Genomic DNA, 16,614 nt, shown 5'->3' with positions numbered 1-16,614 from the left:
CCAGACTGCGAACTTTTTTGATGTAAGGAATCCCGGATGCGGCAATGGGGTTATACAAATAAAAAGTGGTTCTTTTGATTTCACAAAATTATTTCTCGATTGATACTCTTTCCTCTATATTCAAATCTTCGTTGCCCCCTTTTTTGCCCCTTTCTCAATAAATTCAGCTTTCACATCAAAAATAAACCGCCATGAACTTCCGTCCCTAGCGGTTTACCTCATCTGTTAAATTATTTTTAATACAATTCTAAATATTGTTCTCTTTCCCACTCAGAAACTGTTTGACGGAAGGCTGCCCATTCCATCCGTTTAGCTTCAACAAAGTTTGTATAGATATGTTGGCCAAGCGCGTCAATCATGACTGGATCTTTGCGCAACTCTTTAATTGCATTGTGAATTGTAGAAGGAAGATCTTTGATTTGTGCTGCTTCGCGTTCTTCTTCATTCATCACGTAAATATTGCGGTCAACTGCTGGTGGTGGTGTTAATTCGTTACGAATTCCATCTAAACCAGCTTGTAATAAAACAGCCATTGTTAGATAAGGATTCGCTGATGGATCTACAGAACGTAATTCCAAACGAGTCGATAATCCACGAGATTCAGGCACACGAACTAATGGTGAACGGTTGTGTCCACTCCAAGCTACATATACAGGTGCTTCATAACCAGGGACTAAACGTTTGTATGAGTTAACAGTTGGGTTGCAGACTGCTGTGTAAGAACGCGCATGTTCTAATAAACCACCTAAGAAATGGTAAGCCGTTTTACTTAGACCCATTTCGCCTTCTTCATCGTAGAACGCATTGCCTTCTTCGGTAAATAGGGACATGTTGCAATGCATACCTGAGCCATTAATTCCGAATAACGGTTTTGGCATGAAGGTTGCGTGTAATCCGTGTTTTCTAGCAATTGTTTTAACCACTAATTTGAATGTTTGGATGTTATCACAAGCTTCTATAACATCTGCATATTTGAAATCAATTTCATGTTGGCCAGGCGCTACTTCATGGTGAGAAGCTTCTACTTCAAAGCCTAAACCTTCTAATTCTAAAACAATATCACGACGGCAATTTTCACCTAAATCAGTCGGTGCAAAATCAAAGTAGCCTCCGCGGTCATTCAAGTCAAGTGTGATTTCGCCATTTTCATCTAATTTAAACAAGAAGAATTCTGGCTCTGGTCCTAAGTTAAATGATGTGAAACCTAATTTTTTCATATCAACTAATGCGCGTTTTAAATTCCCGCGTGGATCTCCAGCAAATGGCGTCCCATCTGGATTGTAGATATCGCAAATTAAGCGTGCAACTTTCCCATGATCGCTTTCCCACGGAAAAATCATCCAAGTAGATAAATCTGGATATAAGTACATATCACTTTCTTCAATACGTACAAATCCTTCAATCGAAGAACCATCAAACATCATTTTATTGTCCAATACTTTAGCCAATTGACTCACTGGTACTTCAACATTTTTAATGGTGCCCATGATATCTGTGAACATCAAACGTAAAAATCGAACGTTCTCTTCCTCTGTGATATGTTTTATCTCTTCTACCGTCTTCGCTTCTTTTGCCATAATTAAATTCCCTTCCTCACACTTCATTTATTTATTTCTATTTCCACAATCAGTTCACCCTAAAACCGAGTATTTCCTGATTGAAATGGATGCTGCTGACCAAATCCACCTTGTGCTAACATCTCGTCGTGCAGAATACGACGAACGTCCCCGTCTGTGAGCGGCTGATTCTTTTTCTTCTCTGCTTTTTCCTCTGACAACTTCATCTCATAAACCCGTTTGATGCCTGCCATATTTAAACCATCCGATAAATAATCTTTGATCTCTAACAAAGTATCAATATCGTTGAGAGAATACATTCGGCGATTACCTTCACTACGTTCAGGATGAATCAAATCCTGCTCTTCATAATACCGAATCTGTCGGGCTGATAAATCAGTTAGCTTCATCACAGTGCCTATCGGGAACACAGACATCGAGCGTCGCAATTCTTTTTCGCGCATGGTAATCTCCTCTCTCACTTCCAATTCTTCTAAACAAAGCTAGTCAAATTCCTGTTTGATACTTATTCAACTAATTAAGTTAGTGTTAGAATAGCAGTTCGAAAAAAGACTGTCAACCCCATATGTTAGGTTTTCTTACATGAAACGAAAAAACTTTTAATTTGACTATACCATTTTGGGACGAACGTTCGGAAATAGCGCTAATTTGTGCAATTTATTTAGCAGAAATCTTAGACCGCTTTTGGATAAAAAAATAAGGATATTTTCCAATTGAGGACAAACGGTCCATTTACGGCTATCCGTTCGATCCTCCATCAGAAAATTATCCTCAAATTATCATCAATCATGCATCACACTTTTTATTCAGTCCTCAGTATCCTCTTTTGCCCTTTCACGTAACCAGCGTGAATTCTTTAAAGCAAAACCTTTCATCGCATAGACGTTGGTTGCTTCTTGGTACTCCTCAGAAAAAACAAATGTTTGGCGTTTTAAATCATTTAGCTCTTGTCCTTTATTACTAGGAATTTCAAGCGCATAAGGCTCCATCAACTCCATCAATTGGAGACGGATAGCCTTAATTAATTTTTCTTTGCCTGCTTGGCTCTTTGCGCTAACCAGTACGTTTGGAAACAACGTTGGCGTAAATTGACTTTCTTCGATTTGATCAGCCTTATTATAGACTGTCAAGATAGGCAGCCGATTCAACGAAAGGCTCTCAATTAATTTCATGACGGTCGTTTCTTGTTGAATACGATCTTCTGAGCTAGCATCTACCACATGTAAAAGTAAATTCATCCCTTGGCTTTCTTCCAAAGTCGAGTGAAAAGCATCAATCAACTGTGTCGGTAAATCTTGAATAAAGCCGACTGTATCTGTCAACGTGACTTCCAAGCCTTCAGGTAAACGCCATTTCTTCGTTAAAGGATCCAATGTTGCAAACAGCTGATCTTTGGCATAGGTTTCGACATTCGTAAGCAAATTTAGAATCGTCGATTTCCCCGCATTTGTATAACCGATCAGACCAATTTGAAACACATCCGCTTGCTGCCGTTTCTGGCGATTTCTTTCTCTATGGGCCGCGACTTCTTTCAATTCTCGCTTGATTATCGTAATCTTATTTCGAATGTGACGACGATCCGTTTCTAGCTTCGTCTCCCCAGGTCCACGAGTCCCAATCCCACCACCTAAACGAGACATCGATTTCCCTTGACCAATCAGACGGGGCAATAAATAATTCAGCTGGGCTAACTCAACTTGAAGCTTGCCTTCTTTTGAACGGGCACGCATCGCGAAGATGTCCAAAATTAATTGAACGCGATCAATCACTGGCAGACCTAACGCCTCATTAAACAGTTGGCTTTGGCGTGGTGAAAGCTCATGATTAAAGATCACTAAATCTGCTTCATAAGCTTCCGCAAACTGAGCTAATTCTGCTACTTTTCCTTTTCCTATCAGCGTCTGGCGATCCACCTGTTTCCTTTTTTGTGTGAGTGAATAGACAACTTCACCATTTGCTGTATTCGTTAGACTTTCTAACTCTGCCATCGATTCATGGAAATTTTTGGCATTGGCCTCCGTTTCGACGCCAACAATAATGACTTTTTCTTGTGGTTTATTCATTAACTCCCCCCTCTTCTAACCAATTTTCGACTGTTTGTTCAATGACTTCAATCGTTTCTGGTTCCTTCACCAAGTCGTACCAATCAACGACCATTCTATTTCTAAACCACGTCAGCTGTCGTTTGGCATATCTTCTAGAATTTTGTTTGATGCACTCAATCGCACTTTCTAACGATTCCGCTCCAGAAAGGTAATCAAACAATTCTTTGTAGCCAATCCCTTTACTGGCTTGAGTATCTGGATAAGCTGCCACTCGCTTGGCCTCCTCCAGTAAGCCCTCTGTCATCATTTTATCCACTCGAGCATTAATTCTTTCGTACAACACCGGCCGATCCGTATCTAAGCCAATGATATAAGCATCATACAATTGTTCAGGCGTTTCTTTAGGCGTCAAAATACTCTGGCCTGTCTCTTCAAAAACTTCTAACGCGCGAATCACCTTGCGTCGATTATTAAAATGGATTTTTTCTGCGGCCAAAGGATCTACAGCAACCAACTTTTGCCACAACGCCTCATTACCATGCTCTTCAGCAAATAATTCATAGACTTCTCTAATTGGCTTCGGTTCATCGGCCGCCTTTTTTTCGTCAGTTCCCAACTTATAATCATAAATCAGCGATTGAATATAGAGACCCGTCCCACCAGCGATGATTGGAATTTTTCCTCTACTACGAATGTCACTGATCGCTTGACGCGCTTCCTGCTGAAATTCAGCCGCAGAATACGACTCATTCATCGCCCGAATATCAATCAGATGATGAGGAATTCCAGCCATTTCTTCTGGCGTCACTTTTGCTGTACCGATATCCAGACCGCGGTAAATCTGCATGGAATCCCCACTGATAATCTCTCCATGAAACTTCTTTGCTAATGCAATACTTAGACTTGTTTTCCCAACCGCCGTTGGGCCAACAATCACAATTATTTTATCCATAATACTCCTACTTTTTCATTCTTCGTTTAAGGCTCATCGCCTGCTCTGGAAAATCAGTAATGATTCCCGCCAAATTCTGGCTAAAACAAGCTTGCATTTCTGCTTCATCATTAATCGTCCACGGACGAACGGCTTTCGGGTACTGCTGGACAGCGGCCCCTTGTTCTTTAACCCAATCAATTTTAGGGTGAATACCTTCAATAAATGAACATTCCAACGCTCGTTTGGCCTTTGATTCTGCTGTCCCCATAATATAATCCAGCTGTGTCGTCGGCTCAAGCTGATGTATTCTTTCTAACGAATTCATATTAAAACTACTGTACCAGTGAGTGAATGGCCACTGATGGCTCGTCAATAAATCCGAAACATCTTTTTCAATTCCTGGATATTCGTACTTATCTGTCTTTAGTTCAATGTTCAAAAATCCGCGAAAATTCTTTTCAACTAGCAGAGCCAACACTTCTTTTAGCGTAGGTACTTTGGCAGCGGAAAATTCATCAGAAAACCACCGACCAGTATGCAATGTCTTTATATCAGCCAAAGTCATTTCTCGAATCAACCCTTTGCCATCTGTCGTTCGGTCCACTGCCTCATCATGCATCACCACAAGCTTGCGATCCTTCGTCAAATGAACATCCAATTCAATCCCATCCGCCTTTGCTCGGACTGCTTCAGAAAAAGCCGGCAACGTATTTTCCGGCCTCGTCCCACTACTCCCGCGGTGTGCCATCACTACTGTCATCGTTCTTCACTCCACTTCATTTTCTATTGTAACACTTGATAGCCTTACAACGCATGTCTCTCTTTTCTCAACAGATAGCAAAAAGAGTCAAACCAAAACACGCACTGTTTTAGATCAACTCTTCATTCTGATATCTCCTTTTCTAACGCTAGCTATTCTCTCTTTACTTCGCTGAAAAGAAGTCCACCTGATCGTTAGTTAGCTGCTTAATTTGAATTTTCTTTTCAGTAATCATCTCAATCAACTCTTCAGAGAAGTTCTCTAAGATAACACGTCCACCTTTATAGGTATAACCGCCAATCTTAACTGTTTCTTCCGGTGAAAGTACAACTTTTCGATGAGAAATATTTTTAAAAAATTGCTCAAGAATATAGTTAGGTAAATAAAAGTTGTTTTGCGAAGTATAAGTTTGTAAATAGACAAAATCATCAATCGTAATATAACAATCATCAAATGCATCAAAACTAACATATTTTTCAAGCAAAACATTCCGTTTTTGCAAAATTTCATTGACCTTTTTATTTAATTCATTCAAAACTTCAATCTCACGCACACGGTTCTCTAAATTCCGGCGGCGCAGTTCTTTTTTTTCTTGGTAACGTAATTGTAGATAAAAAGCTATACTGACAATAGCCGCACCTACAATAACACCAACCAAACCTGCTAAAGCAACACTCAACATACCGTACCTCCTGATTTTCCTCTTCATTTCTATACTACCACATTTCGCTTTTGCATGAGTAGTAGATTGAACGAAACTTTCTATTTGACCTTTTTTGACCTTATGTGTATACTACTTTTTAGATATGAAAAATCTATGGTAAACTATTCCTGAACGAATTTTAAGGAGGAACTATATTATGAATTTAATCCCTACAGTAATTGAACAATCATCTAGAGGTGAAAGAGCGTATGACATTTACTCTCGTTTATTAAAAGACCGCATCATCATGTTAAGCGGACAAGTAACAGACGATTTAGCAAATTCGATCATCGCCCAACTACTTTTCCTAGATGCACAAGATTCAGAGAAAGACATTTATCTATACATCAACTCACCTGGCGGTAGCGTAACCGCTGGTATGGCCATCTACGATACAATGAATTTCGTCAAAGCCGACGTTCAAACAATCGTAATGGGTATGGCTGCTTCAATGGGTAGCTTCTTATTAACAGCTGGTACTAAAGGCAAACGCTTTGCTTTACCAAATGCTGAGATTATGATTCACCAACCATTAGGAGGCGCTCAAGGGCAAGCAACTGAAATTGAAATCGCTGCTCGTCACATTTTACAAACACGTGACCGCCTAAACAAAATTTTAGCAGAACGCACAGGTCAACCACTAGAAGTCATCGAGAAAGATACTGACCGCGATAACTTCATGACCGCAGAACAAGCCAAAGAATACGGCTTAATCGACGAAGTGATGGAAAACAACTCATCATTAAAATAAGAATGATTCAAAAAAGTGTGACCGAAAAATGGTCACACTTTTTTTGCTGTCTATGATTAATTTTATGGTTCCCTATTATTCTTTCTTACTGTCTTCTTTCAATGGTTGGGTGTCCTACATATTTTTTATCTAACATGGGTTTTCTGACACACTGACCTTTTATTCCGTGATTCTCTTATAGTCACCCTTCATGAATTGATGACCTTTCTCGACATAGTGGCGCATATTTGCTTTATTTTGTTGAATTTCTTCCTCGGTTAATGGGCGAATGACTCGTGCTGGGCGACCAAAAGCCAAGACATTAGGTGGAATTACTTTTCCTTCAGTAACTAGAGAACCAGCACCAATCAAAGAATTTTCACCAATCACCGCTCGATTTAAAATCGTTGAGCCCATACCAATTAATGCTCCGTCTTTAATCTCACAACCATGAATGATACATTGATGTCCCACCGTTACTTCTTCACCAATAATAGTTGGCGCACCATGATCGACATGGACAATTGTGCCATCTTGAATATTTGTGCGGGCACCGACCACAATTTTTTCTGCATCGCCACGTAAAACGGCTTGAAACCAGACCGTCGATTCTTCTCCTAATTGTACATCGCCGTACACATCCGCGCTATCTGCAATAAATCGTCCCATCTTTATTCCCCCATTTTAATTTTTTCTATGATTATTTCACTAAGTATACCACAAGGCCTTCCCTGAATTTCCTAAAAAAATAGCCCACCAGAGGGTAGCTGGCGGGCAAAGGAGTTAAAAAATGAAAAAGTGTTTTGTTAGGGTTGTTTGTTGGTATGTATATAATATAACGAATAAGTTTGAATTATCTGTGACCAAACTATAGAAAAACGGTAAAGAAAATGCAACGAAATTCTTAATATCTGGTAAAAGCAACTTTCGCAGCGATTATTTCTTCGTATACTATCCCACTACCAAGTATAGAAATGGGGAGAAAGACAGGCAATTAGTTGATGAATAGATACAATGTGACTGCTAGGTAAAAACGGCTATACTATCTGAAGCATATTTTTTAATACACAAGTCCTCATTGACTATCATGCGCATCATACGTATAATCATATATGTAAGGAGGTATTCCGAAATGCCACTTACTGGAAAAGAAATGTTTCGACTCGCAATCAAGTCTGGATGGAGAGAAGTCCGTGTAAACGGAAGTCATCACATCATGATGAAAGAGGGATATGAACCAGTTTCAATTCCCGTTCATAGTAACAAGGACTTAAAAAACGGAATGGAACAAAAGTTGCTAAGGGGACTTGGTTTGAAATAATAGCCAGCCCCTGGCTTTTAAAGGAGGGGAAATTATGATTAAGACTTATCCAGCTATTTTTCATGAAGAGGATGGTGGGTACTGGATTGAATTTCCGGAGTTTCAAGGCGGAGCTGAAGGTGACACTTTAGAAGAAGCAATGAAGGAAGCTAGTGACTTCTTATCTGGTATGATTGCCTATTATATCGATGAAGGTATTGACTTACCTAAAGCTAGTAACATTCACAACTTAAACGTAGATAATGGATTTGTAAGTATGGTACAAGCAGATGCCACTCCTTTTATCAGAGGAAATAAAGCAATCCGGAAAAATGTTACAGTCCCTGAATGGATTTCAATAAGAGCAGATAAAGCCGGGATTAACTATTCAGAAATACTGACTAATGCGTTATTAGATAAATTACAAATTAGATAGTTTTAGAAATGAAAGTAAGCGAATAGCTATTAAGAAAACCTCGACACAGTTGTCGGGGTTTTTAATCATCCAAGTTTTATAATCCATGTCAAAAAGAAACTCCAGCTAAGCAAGCTCGCTTAACTGGAGACACTGTACTCTATTCAATTTAGCCCTCACCAACACTAGTTGATGCAGTGGCATTTTTTTACTCGTAGTCGCCTTCTTCAGCAAATTGACTATTGTATAGTTTTTCGTAGAATCCACCTTTTTCTAATAGGCTTTCGTGGGTTCCTTTTTCAATGATTTCTCCTTGATTCATTACAAGAATCAAGTCGGCATCACGAATTGTTGAAAGCCGATGGGCAATCACAAAACTCGTTCTGCCTTTCATCACACGATCCATAGCTTTTTGAATTAAAGCTTCCAAACGCGTATCAACAGAGCTTGTTGCTTCATCTAGAATAAGAATCTTCGGATCTGAAATCACGGCACGAGCAATGGTTAATAGTTGTTTTTGTCCAAGGGAAATATTATCACCCTCAGAATTAATTTCCATTTCATAACCATCTGGCATCGTTCTGATAAAGTGATCGACGTTGGCTGTCTTCGCTGCATCAACCACTTCATAATCAGTTGCATCTAAATGTCCAAAACGGATATTGTCGGCAATTGTTCCTTCATATAACCAAGCATCCTGTAAGACCATCCCGAAAATCGACCGCACATCGCTTCGATCCATATCTTTCGTATTAATACCATCTACTCGAATGGCCCCTTCATTTACATCGTAAAAACGCATCAGAAGATTGATTAGCGTCGTCTTACCTGCCCCAGTTGGTCCAACAATTGCGACCGTTTGTCCGGCTTTCACTTCAAAGTTCAAGTCTTGGATTAACGGTTTCTTTGGATCATAGGCAAAAGAAACATGATCAAATTTGACATGGCCTTCTATTTGCTCTGGCATCGGAACGTTAACTTCATTTTGGATTTCTTCTGGTTCATCTAAGATTTCAAAGACACGTGTCGTAGCTGCCGAAGCACTCTGTAAGACAGAAGAAAGCTGCGTAATATTCCCCATTGGCTGACTGACTTGCCAAATATATTGGATAAACGCTTGAAGCTGACCGACAACAATCACACCTGAAATAACATAAAAACTACCCATTACAGCCATACCAATATACGTGGCATAGGCGGTCATTTGTACCAAAGGCATCATTAAACCAGAAATGAAAGCTGAACGGAAGCCGAAATATCTCAGCTTATGGTTGACTCCTTTAAAGCCTTCCAAGGTTTGTTTTTCCCGTCCATAGACTTTCAAGACGCTAAACCCAGTCATATTTTCTTGAACGTAACCATTCAGATCCCCTAAGGAATTTTGCATCCCTTGGAAATATTTCTGAGAGATTTGAACAATTATTTTAGAAATAAAGATAGAAAGTGGAATCATAATCATTGAGATAAGAGCCATCAACGGATGAATATAAAACATCATCGCAATCGCCATGACAATCCCAAGAATTGCATTCACTACGCCAATAAACGCCTGTTGCAACGCACCACTAACGGCATCGACATCGTTGGTCACACGGGACAAAATATTCCCTTGTTGATTCTTATCAAAATAAGAAACCGGTAATCGGTTAATTTTTTCTTCAATATCACGGCGCAAATCCTTCATTGCTTGTTGCACAACATTAGCGATTAACACACCTGATAACAATTGAGAAATTGAATAACCAATCCCCACTACCGTAATCCAGACCAAACACATAATAATGTAGTCAAAATTGATGGCTTCTTTATTTAGAATATTTTTTGAAATCTCTGTCGTCGGTAACCCTGTCACGTACGGCAGCGCCGCATTAAACACGACAGTCAGAACGGCAAAGACAATCACTAAGATAAATGAAACTTTGTAAGGCTTGATATATTGCCCTAAACGCATTAATGAAGAGAATGTTTTTTTCATGACAATTCCTCCTCTGACAACTGAGAGGCCGCAATATCATAGTAAATTGGGCAAGTCTCAAGTAATTCTCTGTGTGTGCCCATGCCCACGACATCGCCTTCGTTCAAGACGATAATCTTGTCGGCGTGCATGATTGTTCCGACACGTTGCGCCACGATCAAGACGGTCGATTTAGTCGTTTCTTTTTTCAAACGAGCACGTAAATTCGCATCCGTCCGGTAATCCAAGGCTGAAAAGCTATCATCAAAAATATAGATTTCTGGATCTCTGATAATCGCACGAGCAATCGCTAAACGTTGTTTTTGTCCACCAGAGAAGTTGGCTCCGCCTTCAGACAGATGCTCATCATAGCCATCTGGCTTTTGCGAGATGAACTCTGAGGCCTGCGCAATATCCGCTGCTCGCTCCATCTCTGCTTGGGTTGCATCTTCTTTACCATAACGTAAATTTTCTGCAATTGTCCCAGTAAAGAGCAGTGCTTTCTGAGGAATGAAACCAATTTTTTGTCTCAAAGCACTTAATTTATACTTTTTAACATCTTCTCCGTCAATCAGGACTTGTCCTTCACTGACATCATAAAAGCGTGGAATCAACTGAATTAAGGTTGATTTCCCACTACCCGTACTCCCGATGAAAGCAACTGTTTCGCCAGGACTTGCCGTAAAGCTCACATTTCGAATAACAGGACTTTCAGAATGTCCAGGGTAGGCAAACGTCACATTTTTGAACTCAATATAACCTTTCGTCCCTGTTTCAGTAATTCCTGTCTCCTCTTCAACGATTGCTGGCTGCGCATCCAATGCTTCTTGAATACGACGAGCTGAAACCGCCGCACGTGGATACATCATGAAAATACTAGCAAACAACATGAAAGAAAATAGCGCATGGAAAATATATTCGATAAAGGCAATTAAATCTCCCACTTGCAAGCTACCTGCTTCAATCTGAACAGAACCGCTCCAAATAATTAAGACCATAACGATATTAAATAAGAAGAAAAAGCCCGGCTGAGCAACAGCCATCAAACGAAAGAGTCGTTTTGAGCTATCTGTGTAATCTTCATTAACTTTTTCAAAACGTTTTTCTTCAAATTTTTCATTCACAAACGCGCGAATTACGCGAAGTCCTGATAAATTCTCCCGTAAAATACTGTTGATGCTGTCTAGATTTTTTTGTTGTTTATTTGATAACGGTTCGGAAATTCTCGCAATAGCCACCACCGCTAACAATAGGAACGGTAGCGCGCCTAGCACATACCAGCCTAAGCTCACGCTGGTGCGCATAACCATATATAAACTCACAAAGAACATCATCGGCGTCATAAAACCTGTCCGCAAAATGTTCTGTAGAAACAACATAATTTGGTACGCATCATTCGTAGTTCTGGTAATTAACGAAGAAACCCCAATCGTTTCATATTCAGTATGAGAATAGGTTTGCACCTTTTCAAATAAATCATCACGAATATCCGCAACAATATTTGTTGTGATTCGTGCAGAAAAGAATCCTAATAAAATATTCATTATAATTCCAATAACGGTAATCACAATCATAAGAATTCCTTGTTGTTTCACATAGTCATAATCCTTTTGTCCTATGCCTAAATCGATCATTTTTGCCAAAATTGTTGGCAGTCCTAACTCAATTAAAATAAATCCGAATACACAAACGAAGTCTAGAAACAATAATTTCTTATACCGCATTGTGTAATGCCACATTAGTTTCAATTAATCAGCTCCCCTCTTTTTTATCGATTATTTCTAATATAGCACATCAATTTTTTTATGGCACCCGCATATTTGAAAAAAAGTTTATTTTCCTTTAAAAAACACGGCATTCACTCCTTCTTACTCCTTGTTTTCATTAGAGAACGATTAAAATAACAACTCAATGATCGTGAATTTGGAAGTTTCCCTTAAATTCTTTCCAATCCCCTGCTCATGTTTCTATACTTATCAATTATTCTATGATAAAATATCTATAATTGTTGTATCTTGCATACAAAATGTCCGGTGAAAAAGTATTACGATTAGCGGGAAAGCAATGTTGAGGCTTTCTCTTCTTTCATTACAAGAACGTATGGAAGAAGCATACAGAGTAAACTTTAGGTGGCGGCTATGCCCCCCGTTTTTTGCTGTGCAAAAGAAGGTCAACTAGTTAGATTACTGCAAAAAGCAGACACAGATAAAGGAGACGAACTATATGATTTACAAAGTTTATTACCAAGAAACAAAAGAACGCAATCCAAAAAGAGAACAAACACTTTCTCTTTACATTGAGGCTGATAATGACGTAGTGGCCCGTCAATTAGTCGAAGACAATACCCCGTACAATATTGAATTCGTACAAGCTCTTGAAGGAAGCCATCTTGAGTATGAAAAAGAAAATGCTGAATTCACATTAACGGAGTTTTAGAATGAAGCCTTTTATTAAAAACAACGAGACAGGTGTTTTTGCTATTGGTGGATTGGGCGAGATTGGAAAAAACACATATGGGGTACAATTCCAAGATGAGATTATCTTGATTGATGCAGGGATTAAGTTCCCTGAAGATGACCTTCTAGGCATTGACTATGTGATTCCAGATTACAGCTACATTGTCCAAAACATTCAAAAAGTGAAAGCCTTAGTCATCACCCATGGTCACGAAGATCATATCGGCGGTGTGCCTTACCTATTACGTCAGGCAAATATTCCGATTTATGCTGGACCACTAGCACTGGCTCTAATCACTAATAAATTAGATGAGCACGGCTTATTGAGAGATGCTGTGATGCATGAGATTAATGAAGAAACAATTATCCGTTTCCGCAAAACAACGATTAGTTTCTTCCGGACAACGCACAGTATTCCAGACGCTTTAGGAGTAGTCGTTAAGACGCCTTCTGGAAATATTGTTGCCACTGGTGACTTCAAATTTGATTTCACACCCGTTGGCGAGCCAGCAAACTTGCATAAAATGGCCCGTATCGGTGAAGAAGGCGTCCTTTGCCTACTTTCTGATAGTACCAATGCTGAGATTCCAACTTTCACGAAATCTGAGAAAACGATTGGTGCCTCGATTCAACGAATTTTCGAAAAAATCGATGGTCGTGTCATATTTGCCAGCTTTGCTTCAAATATTTTCCGTTTGCAACAAGCAGCAGATGCAGCCGTTGCTACTGGACGAAAAATTGCGGTCTTTGGCCGAAGTATGGAAAATGCCATTGTCAACGGCCAACGCCTAGGGTATATTAATGTGCCCGATGGAACGTTTGTCGATGCCCATGAAATTAACCGATTGCCAGCCAACGAAACCATGATTCTGTGTACCGGTTCCCAAGGTGAGCCTATGGCCGCCCTTAGCCGAATCGCAAATGGTACGCATCGCCAAATTCAAGTTCAACCAGATGATACTGTAATCTTCTCCAGCTCACCAATTCCTGGAAACACAACAAGTGTTAACCATTTGATTAACCTGTTATCAGAAGCTGGTGCAGATGTTATTCACGGAAAGATTAACAATATCCATACCTCTGGTCACGGTGGACAAGAAGAACAAAAATTAATGCTTCGTTTGATGAATCCTAAGTATTTCATGCCTGTGCATGGCGAATTCCGGATGTTAAAAATCCATACCTCATTAGCTCAGGATACAGGAGTACCGGCCGACAACTGCTTCATCTTAGAAAATGGAGACGTCTTAGCTCTCACTGCTGATAGCGCGCGCGTAGCTGGACACTTTAATGCAAGTGATGTTTATGTAGATGGGAACGGCGTCGGTGATATCGGCAATGTCGTCTTACGTGATCGCCGTATTCTTTCTGAAGAAGGACTTGTCTTAGCTGTTACAACCGTCGACATCGCTAAGAAAGAAGTATTAGCAGGACCAGATATTCTTTCACGCGGATTTGTCTACATGCGCGAATCTGGTGAGATGATCAGTGAAGGCCAACGAATTTTATTCCATGCCTTACGTGAAGTGCTAAATGCGCCGGATTGTACCGAAGCAAAACTTCGTGATGCAATGACTGGTGCGTTACAACCTTTCTTATTCGAGAAAACGGAACGTCACCCAATGATCTTACCTATGATTATGACACCCGATAAATAAATAAATTTTTAGGAGCTGCGCAAGAAATTAGCACAGCTCCTTTTGCTCTAGCTAAATTTGCCATTCTCATTCTAGATAATTATCGAATGGCACTTAAGGTAGATTTCTTAATCAGAACCAAATCATCCGATTACTGATGACAAACGAGGAGATGAAGCGTATGAACGCGCACGAAAAAGAGCAACTAGTCGCAGAAGTAGTCGACCAAATCATCAAACGTAGCAACAAAAAAATCAAAATTAAAACGAAAACGGTCAAAATAAAACGCAAATTCGCTAGCCGTAGTGCAGCTAAAAACTACGAACTAGAACTTCGAGAATCTTACACAGCTCAATTACTAGCAGAACTCAACCGACTCTTGGAAGAAGAATAAAAAAGCATCAGATAGTTTGGAAGGAAAACAGGTCAAACTGACCTCTCCTGTCCACTTATCTGATGCTTTTTCTTATATCCCTTGGACCCCATTTAAACCTTGATCTTATGGCAGCTTATTTTAGGTCCCTTTATCTCGATACTTCGTCTGTTACTCTTCTGCTGACATAGTTCTATATCTAGCAATTCCACAAAAGACTAGTTTGCATTTTTTGTATCTATTCGCTCTTCTAACAAGCCTAACACCGTATCCAGTAAATACTTCCATTGGTATTGATTATTCAAATCCTCTAAGAAGAAAATGCTCGCTTTAGGATTGCGTTCCTCTTCTACCGCATCTGAAATAATTAAATCAGCCTCGTGGATATCACTCACAACTGTGACTGTTTTAGGATTAAACATATTTTCTAAGCGATAGCGAATCAGCGACTCCCCTGACATGCCTTTTAATGAATTGTGGATATATAACTTAATCTGTTTCTTCTCCAAGCGAACAGACGTCGCAACTAATATTCCGATAATAAATATTTTATTATTGGTCAGGAAGAATTTATACTCTTCAGGACTTTTTCTTTCCATAAAGTAGTTTAGGAAATCAGTAACTTCGATTTTCTTCTTCGGTACATCATAATTAACCGCCGCATAATGATAAATCACTTCGACAAACTTATCCTTACCATAAACCACATACTTGTCACGGATATAAGGAAATACCAGCTGATACATCAATAAAGAAAATTCATGCTCTGACATCTCAAAGCCGAAATACTTATCATATTCTTCCATCATTTGATTAAAGAACTTAATAATCTTAAAGTCCAATCGACGGATTTGATCCCCAATCTTTTTTAAATGCGGCGCTAATTCGGCTACTTTAGATAACTGTATTTGTGTAATGAAGGTACTAAAATACAACTCTTTTTGATAATCGGCTGGATCAATCTCATAAATATAAAGCTGCTTCGGTTTGAAGATTGGATAATCCTTCGTGAGTAGCTGTAAAATTTCTTGGCTCTCCTCATCCAATTCTTCAATCATATGACCTTGCGATACACGCAGCGTATTGACAGCATGCCAGTAATAAATCGTCTCCTTTTCAGAGAATGATTTTCTTTCCAAAAAGTTCCGATAGCTCACCGTCATTTGTTGGGTAATTTGTTGCTCAGTTATATGCGTAAATGGCCATTGTATGCCAAGATAAGTATGACTAAATAAATAATAGCCTAACAGCCGAATAGACGCTTCATCACCTTTAAAGGTCAATTGCTTTTGTTGCGTCACTAGCTTTATGTGAAAATCTTTCAGAAATAAATTTGTTTCATTGATTACTTTGTAGCAATACGCTTCTGAAATATTCATTTTTTCACAACAAATCGGAACCGTTAACTCATTTTCGAGATAATTTAACTGCAACATCTGAAACACTGCACTCTGTTGGCAATAGTACAATATGAGCTGATGATAAATTCCCGAAACCTCTTCCGTCTTGTTAACAAATGAATAAGAAAATTCTGCTGACTGAACGATCTCTCCCTCAATCTGTAGCGTGGCCAAATCATTGGATACCTCTTGAAGCATTCGCTTGATGGTCGTTCGAGAGAACTGGAACGTATCCATTAACTCTTTAATTGAGACTGGATTTTGAATCATGATATAACGAAATAATTCGAGTCTTTTCCCGGTACTTTGTTTTAATAATTTTTTTATCAA

At 39.3% G+C, this 16,614-nt stretch carries 16 protein-coding genes; 6 read left to right on the top strand and 10 right to left on the bottom strand.

All coding sequences use genetic code 11. The annotated features are described in order from the left end of the window. Positions 1-236: 236 nt before the first annotated feature. The 6 genes from glnA to BAU15_RS11430 all read right to left on the bottom strand — a co-directional run bounded on the left by glnA (position 237) and on the right by BAU15_RS11430 (position 5,995). Entirely contained in the window at positions 237-1,577 is a 1,341-nt protein-coding gene (glnA, locus tag BAU15_RS11455; protein ID WP_161842955.1) for a type I glutamate--ammonia ligase, read from the bottom strand. 59 nt (positions 1,578-1,636) lie between these two features. Next, positions 1,637-2,020, bottom strand: a complete 384-nt coding sequence (locus tag BAU15_RS11450; protein WP_161842879.1) for a MerR family transcriptional regulator — start codon at positions 2,018-2,020, stop codon at positions 1,637-1,639. Positions 2,021-2,383: 363 nt separating this feature from the next. Beyond that, on the bottom strand, positions 2,384-3,640 hold the full coding sequence (gene hflX, locus BAU15_RS11445) for a GTPase HflX (RefSeq protein ID WP_161842878.1): 1,257 nt from the start codon (positions 3,638-3,640) through the stop codon (positions 2,384-2,386). Next, the gene (gene miaA, locus BAU15_RS11440; RefSeq protein WP_161842877.1) at positions 3,633-4,574 is read right to left on the bottom strand and encodes a tRNA (adenosine(37)-N6)-dimethylallyltransferase MiaA; all 942 of its coding nucleotides are present in this window, start codon (positions 4,572-4,574) and stop codon (positions 3,633-3,635) included. Before miaA ends, hflX begins: the two co-directional genes overlap by 8 nt. A gap of 7 nt (positions 4,575-4,581) precedes the next feature. Beyond that, complete coding sequence (locus tag BAU15_RS11435) at positions 4,582-5,316, bottom strand: glycerophosphodiester phosphodiesterase (protein ID WP_161842876.1); 735 nt, start codon at positions 5,314-5,316, stop codon at positions 4,582-4,584. 163 nt (positions 5,317-5,479) lie between these two features. After that, on the bottom strand, positions 5,480-5,995 hold the full coding sequence (locus tag BAU15_RS11430) for a hypothetical protein (protein ID WP_161842954.1): 516 nt from the start codon (positions 5,993-5,995) through the stop codon (positions 5,480-5,482). 181 nt (positions 5,996-6,176) lie between these two features. On the opposite strand from BAU15_RS11430, the gene clpP reads away from it, so the two are divergent. Continuing rightward, positions 6,177-6,770 carry an ATP-dependent Clp endopeptidase proteolytic subunit ClpP gene (gene clpP, locus BAU15_RS11425; protein ID WP_161842875.1) on the top strand — a complete coding sequence of 198 codons (594 nt, stop codon included), beginning with the start codon at positions 6,177-6,179 and terminating at the stop codon, positions 6,768-6,770. 159 nt (positions 6,771-6,929) lie between these two features. Here the strand turns inward: clpP and BAU15_RS11420 are convergent, their stop codons facing one another. After that, on the bottom strand, positions 6,930-7,418 hold the full coding sequence (locus BAU15_RS11420; RefSeq protein ID WP_161842874.1) for a gamma carbonic anhydrase family protein: 489 nt from the start codon (positions 7,416-7,418) through the stop codon (positions 6,930-6,932). Between the two features lie 463 nt (positions 7,419-7,881). On the opposite strand from BAU15_RS11420, the gene BAU15_RS11415 reads away from it, so the two are divergent. After that, positions 7,882-8,070 (top strand): type II toxin-antitoxin system HicA family toxin, encoded by a 189-nt coding sequence (locus tag BAU15_RS11415; RefSeq protein ID WP_161842873.1) that lies wholly within the window; start codon positions 7,882-7,884, stop codon positions 8,068-8,070. 34 nt (positions 8,071-8,104) lie between these two features. Further along, the gene (locus tag BAU15_RS11410; RefSeq protein ID WP_161842872.1) at positions 8,105-8,485 is read left to right on the top strand and encodes a type II toxin-antitoxin system HicB family antitoxin; all 381 of its coding nucleotides are present in this window, start codon (positions 8,105-8,107) and stop codon (positions 8,483-8,485) included. 187 nt (positions 8,486-8,672) lie between these two features. Here the strand turns inward: BAU15_RS11410 and efrB are convergent, their stop codons facing one another. After that, entirely contained in the window at positions 8,673-10,439 is a 1,767-nt protein-coding gene (gene efrB / locus BAU15_RS11405; protein ID WP_161842871.1) for a multidrug efflux ABC transporter subunit EfrB, read from the bottom strand. Further along, positions 10,436-12,166: an ABC transporter ATP-binding protein gene (locus BAU15_RS11400; RefSeq protein WP_161842870.1), complete on the bottom strand. Its 1,731-nt coding sequence runs from the start codon at positions 12,164-12,166 to the stop codon at positions 10,436-10,438. The genes efrB and BAU15_RS11400 overlap by 4 nt, the downstream gene beginning before the upstream one ends. A gap of 475 nt (positions 12,167-12,641) precedes the next feature. Here BAU15_RS11400 and BAU15_RS11395 point away from each other — a divergent pair, with 475 nt between their 5' ends. The 3 genes from BAU15_RS11395 to BAU15_RS11385 all read left to right on the top strand — a co-directional run bounded on the left by BAU15_RS11395 (position 12,642) and on the right by BAU15_RS11385 (position 14,905). Beyond that, the gene (locus BAU15_RS11395) at positions 12,642-12,854 is read left to right on the top strand and encodes a DNA-directed RNA polymerase subunit epsilon (protein WP_161842869.1); all 213 of its coding nucleotides are present in this window, start codon (positions 12,642-12,644) and stop codon (positions 12,852-12,854) included. Position 12,855: 1 nt separating this feature from the next. After that, positions 12,856-14,532: a ribonuclease J1 gene (gene rnjA / locus BAU15_RS11390; protein ID WP_161842868.1), complete on the top strand. Its 1,677-nt coding sequence runs from the start codon at positions 12,856-12,858 to the stop codon at positions 14,530-14,532. A 160-nt stretch (positions 14,533-14,692) separates the two neighbouring features. Continuing rightward, positions 14,693-14,905, top strand: coding sequence for a hypothetical protein (locus BAU15_RS11385; protein ID WP_161842867.1), 213 nt, complete (start codon positions 14,693-14,695; stop codon positions 14,903-14,905). 197 nt (positions 14,906-15,102) lie between these two features. Here BAU15_RS11385 and BAU15_RS11380 read toward each other — a convergent pair whose 3' ends face one another. Next, a complete protein-coding gene (locus BAU15_RS11380) occupies positions 15,103-16,614 on the bottom strand; it encodes a helix-turn-helix domain-containing protein (RefSeq protein ID WP_161842866.1) in 1,512 nt (503 codons plus the stop codon).

Origin of the sequence: Candidatus Enterococcus huntleyi, from assembly GCF_009933175.1 — a bacterium.
Taxonomy (GTDB): Bacteria; Bacillota; Bacilli; order Lactobacillales; family Enterococcaceae; genus Enterococcus_K; species Enterococcus_K huntleyi.
This window is presented reverse-complemented; position numbering and strand designations above follow the sequence as displayed.